Origin of the sequence: Flavobacterium sp. (assembly GCF_965657075.1) — a bacterium.
In the GTDB taxonomy this organism is placed as follows: Bacteria; Bacteroidota; Bacteroidia; order Flavobacteriales; family Flavobacteriaceae; genus Flavobacterium.
On the sequence record NZ_CBFHMV010000029.1, the window covers coordinates 1 to 9,343 of the forward strand.

General features: G+C 31.5%; 3 protein-coding genes. All 3 read left to right on the forward strand.

The window, feature by feature from the left end:
• Positions 1 to 21: 21 nt before the first annotated feature.
• On the forward strand, positions 22 to 147 hold the full coding sequence (locus ACTF56_RS11895) for an IS3 family transposase (protein ID WP_438967134.1): 126 nt from the start codon (positions 22 to 24) through the stop codon (positions 145 to 147).
• 272 nt (positions 148 to 419) lie between these two features.
• Positions 420 to 2,087 (forward strand): tetratricopeptide repeat protein, encoded by a 1,668-nt coding sequence (locus ACTF56_RS11900; RefSeq protein WP_438967129.1) that lies wholly within the window; start codon positions 420 to 422, stop codon positions 2,085 to 2,087.
• A 234-nt stretch (positions 2,088 to 2,321) separates the two neighbouring features.
• A partial coding sequence (locus ACTF56_RS11905) for a GEVED domain-containing protein (protein WP_438967130.1) occupies positions 2,322 to 9,343 on the forward strand: 7,022 nt, incomplete at its 3' end.

Consider the following 9,343-nt stretch of genomic DNA (forward strand, 5'->3'; position numbering starts at 1 on the left):
AAACTCATAACAAAACAACAAATGGAACTAGAAATCTTTGAATACATAGAAATCTGGTACAACAAAAAAAGACGACATGGTGCATTGAATTACAAAACAATCGAAGAATTTAATAATCAAAACAACATTTATAAAAATGTCGCTTAACTTAAACTGTAATTTTTATTTGCATATCCATTAACTTTTAATTGGCATAATTTGAAAATTTAGTATATTAGCGTCGTCTTAATTTTATTTTGGCTAAATTTCTCTTTAGTTTAAAACGTATATGTTTTTATTTAGTATTTCACATTTAGTTCAAAAATTTGTATTTACTTGATTTCATAGGCTTTACAATTAGAGAAAACTATGAAAATCTACCAATGGAAAATACAAAAAAAGGTTTTATACTGTGTTTATTGCTCATTTTCAATAACGTTATGTTGGCACAACAAAGTAATATTTTTACATTACCGTTCCCTCAACAATATGTAACTTTAGACAAGATTATTGACACTATAGCATTACAAGAGACTAATATAGCTAGCAAAAGGCTTGCACTACTAGAATTGCAAGCAAAAGAGTCTAATAATGAGTTATCAATATTGAATTTTAAACGATCTCAAATTCGCTACAGATACATTCGTACAATTGGTTCTGAAAAAAGACCAGTTCTCGATCAATTGATTAAAGACATTGAGGATTTGATTTCTACGATTGATAAGAAAAAATATCCCGCTATAGTTGCCTTATTACACTTTCAAATTGGAAATTCTTTGGATTACCAAAAATACAATTATAAAGAGCAATTTAAACATTATCTAAAAGCTTATGAACTCTTTAAAGATATACCATTAGAATTATTTCCTTATCGATATTATAGTCAGTATGCAATTGCCTTAGCATATTATCAATTTGGGGAATATGAAAAGGCGATTAAACTTGGCAATGAAATTGAAAATTTATTTCCAAACAAAGATTTTAATTCCATTTTAACTGTAAATTTAATAGGATTAAGTTATTTAAAATTAAATGACTATAGTAAAGCTATTAGTTCATTTCAATGGATTTTAAATAATAATAAGTATGCATTAAATCCAAATGCTTGGAAAGGAATTTCTTTGTGTAATATGGGTAATGTATATTTTAAAAAAGGAGATAATAATAATGCAACATATTATTTAACAGAAGGAATTCCAATTTTAAAAGAAGAAGAGATTATTGATAATTTAGCTTTTGCTGCAATAACCTTAGCAAAAATTTACATTATTCAAAAAAACAATGTTCAAGCTGAAACCTTTATAAATATTGCTGAAGAGATTAATAAAAAAACAAACTCAACCACTCTATCATTCAGTTTAAACGAAACATTGTCTAATTATCATCAATTAAAAGGAAATGACAAATTGTCTTTACGCCACCTACAATTAGCAAATACTTATAAAGACAGCCTAGACAATACAACTAGTATAATGAAAAAGTACAAAGCTGAAATGAATTTTGAAAACGAAAAGCATGAGCTTTTAGTTAGTCAAATAAATAATAAAATAATCAACCAGCGTATTATTCAAATCATTTTAATTCTTTTCTCTTTACTTTTGGTTGTAACATTTTATATAATATATGACAGAAGTAAACTAAAACTTAAAATTCAACAACAAGAGTTATTAGATAAAAATAAAAGCATTGCCTCAGAATTAGAATCAGCTTATAGTAAATTAAAAAAATTCACTATCAATCACCTTAAGAAAGATAAGCAAGATTTAAACGATTCTGTTTTAAATGCAAAAGAAAATGAAACAATTATAACAAAATTAGCATCCGAAACTAATTTATATACCGAAAAGGATTGGAACGAATTTAAATTGCTTTTTGAAAAAGCGTACCCAAATTATATTCAAAACATTAAAAATAAACTACCAAAAATTTCATCCTCTGAATTACGATTTATCACGGTGTATAAATTAAATTTAAATAGTAACGAAATGGCACTTATATTAAACATTTCTCCAGACGCCGTTCGTAAATCAAAGAAAAGATTGTCTGAAAAAATAGAGCAAAACCTCAATCTGTCTTTTGAAAAATTTTATAATTCAATCAAAAAATAGAACTAACACACTTATAATCTATAATTTAAAAAAATAGCCTAATTTAAATTAGGCTATTTTTTTGTCTTGTTTTTGTCTTGTTGTTGTCTTGTTTTTGTCGTTTATATTGTAAATAAAAAAATTGATATTGTATTAAATAAATATCATTCACAAAATGTGGATTGATGTAATTCAATATTAATAGAGCAATTCTAAATATTTAACAAATAATTTTTACCTTAAAAACAATAAAAAATGAAAACTTTTAACTCATCACTAAATAAATTAAAGCAAATTGTATTACTATTTTTAATTGTTTTCTCTATAAATAGTAATGCTCAAACCTTAAATCCAATAAGTCCAACTCTAACTCAAAATACAAATAAAGAATTTTGTGGGACCGACTTTTTTCATAACCAAAAAATGCTTACCGATTCCGTTTATAGAGCTAGACATTTGCAAAGTATGGACGCTATTAAAAATATTACATCTCAGCAAAGGCTATTAAGCAATGGTATATATAAAGTTCCTGTTGTAGTTCACGTTATGCACAAAGGGGAACAAGTTGGTTCAGGAACTAATATTTCAGATAACGATGTGAAAAAAGGTATAGCATCTTTAAATAATTATTGGCGTAAATTAAATGGCACATTTGGTGATGGAGACGGTGTAGATATGAAAATTGAGTTTGTTCTAGCCATACAAGATGAAAATGGTAATTGCACCAATGGTATTGACCGTGTAAATATGAGTGGTGTTACTGCATATGTAAATAATGGTGTTAATAGAAATGGCACTTCGGGTATTAATGATTATGATCCTAATGGAGGAATTAACTCGTTAAAAGAATACAGCATCTGGAATCCCAACTTATATTATAATCTATGGCTGGTAGATGAAATTGACAATGCAAATTGTTCTAGTAGTGTTTCTTTTACTGCTGGTTATGCCTATTATGCATCTGCTCATGGTTTTGCTTATGATGGGTCTGTAGTTTTGATTTGTTCCTATCTAGATGAGACTAATTCGACTTGGGCACACGAAATGGGTCATGCATTGAACTTACCTCACACATTTAACGGCGACAATAATGGTACTACATGTGGTGATGATGGTATTGCAGATACACCTAGTCATATCAGAACTTCCGCTTTTAGTCCTTCCATTTATTTTTCTTGTAATAGTACTACAAGTAATAGTTGTGATCCAAATTTTAACAAAATCATAAATCCAGATACAGGGTTTATTAGAAATTCCGGAACAGTTCAAGACCATATGCATAATTATATGGATTATTCGGGTTGTCCTACAGAATTTACCGGAGGCCAAAGAACGGTTACTCAAAATGCACTTACAGGTGCTAGAGCATCCTTTTTAACTAGCCCTGCATTAACTCCACCAACAATAGCATCGGTTAGTTTTTCATCAACTGCGGCGGTAGCTTGTATAGGTACCTCTGTAAGATTTAATGACACATCTAATTGTAATCCAAATAGTTATACCAATTCAGGATATACAAATATTAATTTCCTTTGGACTTTTGACAATGGTGTTAACACACCTATAACTTCAACACTACAAAACCCAACTATTGTATTTAATACTAGTGGTAATTATAATGTTACTCTTACTATAACCAATCTTTTTGGAACAGCTACTTTAACAGAACAACAATTTATAACGGTAACTTCTGGTGCTATTAGTGCTTGTGCTATTAGTAGTACAAATAATAATGGTAATTTTGGTAATGGTGTTACTAATGTTAGATTGAAAACATTAAACAATACAACTACAACATTCATCCCTGCAAATGCTATGCAAGATTTTACGTGTAGCAATAACACGGTACTTTATTCTGGTATAGCTTATGATTTAAACTTAACTTATAAATCAAGAACAGATGCTGGTCAATATGTACAAGTATGGATTGATTGGAATAATAATGGGACATTTGAATCAGGTGAAATGGTTTTGCAAAATAATATTGCTGCAGCAACTATTGGTAACCCATCGGTAAATTTTACACCTCCTGCAAATGCAGTTCTTAACACATTAGTAAGAATGCGTGTTATTTCAGAATACGCAGGTCCACCTACGGTTTGCGGGAATGGCTTAGTAAAGCGAGCAGATGATTATGGAGTGATGGTAAAAACTTGTCCTCAGGCAACAATTACCAATAATTCAGGAACTACGCTTCTAACCAATACAAATACCACTATTAATGTAACAGCTACTGGTGGAAACAACTATAGCTGGACAGGCGGAACTTCGCCCAATACAGCAACAAATAGCTTTACAGAAGCTGGAACCTATACCGTAACAGTTACTAATACAGACGGTTGCGTAGATACCGAAAGCATAACGATAACATTAGCACCTCCAACTGGTGTTATTAGTGGGTCTAATATTATATGTGAAGGTGAATCAACCCAATTAAGTATTGCATTTACAGGACAAGGTCCATGGTCTGGCACATTATCAGATGGCACAGCTTTCTCAGGAAGTGATAATCCTTTATTAGTTAGTGTGTCTCCTACAGCAACCACTACTTTTACAATTGCTACTTTATCTAACGTAGCAGTAACGGCGAGTGCATCAGATTTGAGTGGAAGTGCTCAAGTAGTAGTTAGCCCATTACCAGAAGTTAATATAACGGGATTAGAAAACATAGTTATGTTTGAAGATTTTGAATCTGGAAATTTACCCCAAGATTGGTCAGTTTCCGGTTTATGGCACATATCTAATAGTTGCGTAACAGGAAACAACCTAACAAAATCGGCTTATTACGGAGTAGATAATACTTGTTCTTTTGACAATGGCTTAGATAACAGCGGTAATTTAACATCTAATACAATTTCGATTCCTTCAGATAACGTCGCATCTGCAAAATTAAGTTTTCGTTATGCTTATCAGGGAGAAGGTGGCTCACCACCAAGCGGCTTCGATAATGCCTCTTTTAAAATAAGTGTAAACGGCGGACAATTTATACAAGTGGCCTCGCTTAGTGATACCAATTCAGATGGAAACTGGTTGTCATCAGTAATTGATATAACACCTTATATCGGAAACCCTATTGTAATTCAATGGAATTTTAACTCTACTGATGCAAGTGGTAATGATGGTCTTGGACTACAGATTGATGATGTAACTATTACAACATATGATGCAATACCTAATATAATATGCGAAGGCAACAGCACCATCTTAACTGCTCATTTTCAAGAGAGTAACATTAGTGGTGTAAATGCTTATTCAGTAAATTCTAATAGTAATGTCGCTTTTATTGATATCCGCCAAACAGGAAGCTCTTTAACAGGTATTGAAGATGAGAGTAGCCATGTAGTTTCTATGCCTGATTTTATTTTTAATAATATAACTTATGACAAAGTAACCATATTCAATAATGGGTTTTTAGTGTTTGGTGACGTACCCTTTAATGATGAAAACTGGGATAACGGTGAATTACCTAATGATTTTTTCGGAATTGCAAATCCAGCATCTATATGCGCATATTGGGATGATTTAATACCTGATGGTTCAAATACGTCTATCAATACTCATATTATTAATAATAAATATATTGTGCAATGGACTGATGAAAAACCATTTTTTGATGATTCTGTTGATATTGAAAATTCTGGAAGTATTACGTTTCAAATTCAACTAGATTTAATTTCAGGTGAAATTCATATAGTTTATCAAGATGTAATTTTTGACAACCCGGATTTTGACAATGGAAAATCAGCTACTATAGGTTTAAATTTTGATGTTACTAATGCATTACAATTTTCATTTGACAATGAAAGTGTTATTGACAACCAAAGCATTACATATACCCCAATTACAATGTCTTATTTATGGTCAACTGGCGAAACAACTCAAACCATTATTGTTTCAACACCAGGTGATTATACAGTTACGTTAACAAATAGCATTGGTTGTTCAACAACATCAGATCCAATTAGTATACTTTCAATATTGTACAATGCATCAATAAACATATTTGGTTCCACTGCTTTATGTGATGGAGAAAGTGTGAATTTAATAGCCGCTTTACAAACAGATTCTTTTTACACAGTAAATTCTAATAGCAATGTTGCTTTTATTGATATAAGTAGCACAGGAACACTCTTAAATATCATTGGCGATGGAGATAAAATCAGTATTGCAATACCCAATTTCACATATAATAATGTTAGCTATACTGAAGCAACAATTTATAACAAAGGTGTTTTAATTTTTGGAAATGAACTCGGTGATATGGGATATGGAAATGGAAGTTTACCATCTTCGTTTTTAGACACAAACAGCCTCGCTGCCATATGTGCCATGTGGGATGATTTAATACCTGCACCAAATGGATCTGTTAATACCCAAATAATTGACAATAATAAATTTATAGTTCAATGGACTAATGAAGCGCATTGGGATTATCAAAGCGATGGCACTGTTACGTTTCAAATTCAATTAGATTTAGTTTCAGGTGAAATTCATATGGTTTATCAAGATGTAATTTTTGGTAATTCTGAAATTGACAACGGATTGTCTGCAACAATAGGACTTATGTTCGATGCTAATAACGCCTTGGAATACGCATCAAATAGCATAAGTTTAATTGATAACCAAAGTATAACTTATACACCTTCATTACAAAATTCTTATTTATGGTCAACTGGAGAAACAACCCAATTAATTAGTGTAACGGAACCAGGAGATTATTCAGTAGCAGTAACCAATAACAATGGTTGTACTGCCACTTCCGATTCGATTACTATAACTTCTAATATTCCAACAATAACTACAAGCAATTCAACTGACTTATGTAACGGAGCTTCTACAGTTCTAACTGCAACGTCTGAAAATAGTTTTATTTATAATGTTATTTCAAATAGTAATATTCCTTTTATTGATATAAGTCAAATTGGAACTTCTTTGGCGAATATAGATGATGAAAGTAGTACTGTTGTTTCTATACCCAATTTTATGTATAATAACAGCCACTATACAAAAGCAACCATTTTCAATAATGGGTTTTTAGTGTTTGGTGACGTACCCTTTAATGATGAAAACTGGGATAACGGTGAATTACCTAATGATTTTTTCGGAATTGCAAATCCAGCATCTATATGCGCATATTGGGATGATTTAATACCTGATGGTTCAAATACGTCTATCAATACTCATATTGTTAATAATAAATATATTGTGCAATGGACTGATGAAAAACCATTTTTTGATGATCCTGTTGATATTGAAAATTCTGGAAGTATTACGTTTCAAATTCAACTAGATTTAATTTCAGGTGAAATTCATTTAGTTTATCAAGATGTGATTTTTGATAATCTTGGCATTGACAACGGATTATCTGCAACTATCGGATTAAATTATAATATAGATAACGCATTACAATATTCTTTTAATAGCGCAAGTGTTATAAACAACCAGAGTATAACATATACGCCAACTATAGACCCAACTACAAACACTTATTTATGGTCAACTGGCGAAACAACTCAAACAATTACTGTTTCAACACCTGGTGATTATACAGTAACGTCAACCAATGGCAATGGCTGTTCTAATACCTCTGAACAAATAACAATAACAGCAAATTCTTGTGTAACAGGATCGTTAAGCGGAGATGCTTTGATTTGTGAAGGAATAACTACTTCATTAAGCATAACATTAACAGGACAAGGCCCATGGTCTGGTACATTATCAGATGGTACAACTTTCTCAGGAAGTGATAATCCACTACTAGTAAGTGTGACACCATCGGCAACAACTACTTACACTATTGCTACTTTATCTAGCGCAAATGAAACGGCGAGTGCATCAGACTTGAGTGGAAGTGCAACGGTTATAGTAAATCAACCAACAACACAAACCACAGTTGTAACTTCGTGTGGAATGTACGTTTGGGATGTAAGTAATTCTGATTATATGGAATCAGGCACATATTTTATTGAAAATTTTGATACTTGCGAAGTACACATTCTCGAATTGACGGTTATTGAACCAACGACAGAGATTACTGAAGTAACTTCATGCGGTATGTATATTTGGGATGTGACTAATTCTGATTATATGACCACAGGGACTTATACCTATACTGAAAATTGTATTGAACACATCCTTGAATTGACGGTTATTGAACCTTCAACAATTATTAAGGAAGCCACGGCATGTACCACTTACAATTGGCCAACAAACGGTTTAGAATATACGGAATCTGGTAGTTATACTTTCGTTTCTAATTGCATAACATATATTTTAAATTTAACTATTTATAATAATGCAATAGCTACGCAACCTGTTGATACTTTTATTTGTAATGAAGTAGGTTCAAGTGCTGCAATTCAATTAGAGACAATTTCTAACAATATAACTTTACAATGGTTCGAACAAGCAGTAGGTAGTACACTTTGGACATTAGTAAGTGATTCTGCAAATTATTCTGGAGCAACTACAACAACTTTAAGCATTACAAAAACAGCTCTAAATGTTCCTGTCTCGGGCACAAAGTATAAAGCAGTAATTTCTTCTACATCTTGTGATGATATTACTTCAGACATTGTGAGTATAAATGATATATTATTACCACTAGCTACCGAAATTTCAGTGTTATCTTCATCAAATACTGCATTATTATTAGAGAATACAATATGTCAAGGAAATAGTGTGAATTTAACATTAGCCGAGGGAAGTATTGGCAATATTCAGTGGCAATCTTCTACAGATGGAATTAACTTTATTAATATAGGTACATCAGTTGCACAAAATAATCTATCAGCAATAAATCCAGTCATGATTTTAAATTCTGGAAACTTATACCAAAATACATGGTTTAGAATTATTGCATCCAACGGCAATTGCAGTTCTGTTTATAGCACGACTATTAAAATAATTGTTAATTCGATTTCTTTGACCGGATCAATTACTGGTCCTACTGTTTTGTGTTCTTTAACAACTGCTACTTATAGTATACCTTCAAATCTAGGAGCTAATATGATTTGGACTCTTCCTCAAGGCATGACTATTACCAGCGGTTTAGGAACCCCATCTATTGAAGTTTTCATTGAACACCCAATAAATTTTTCAATTAATAATAAAGTCAAAGTAGAATACACAACACCTTGTTTAACACAACAAACAATTGAATTATTAGTAAAATGTAATGAGTATACTAATTTACAAACTGCATATTGTGGAATATCAGATGTAGAACCTACACAGGTTTTATATGCAACTGGAGTTTTAGGAGCTACGTCTTATCG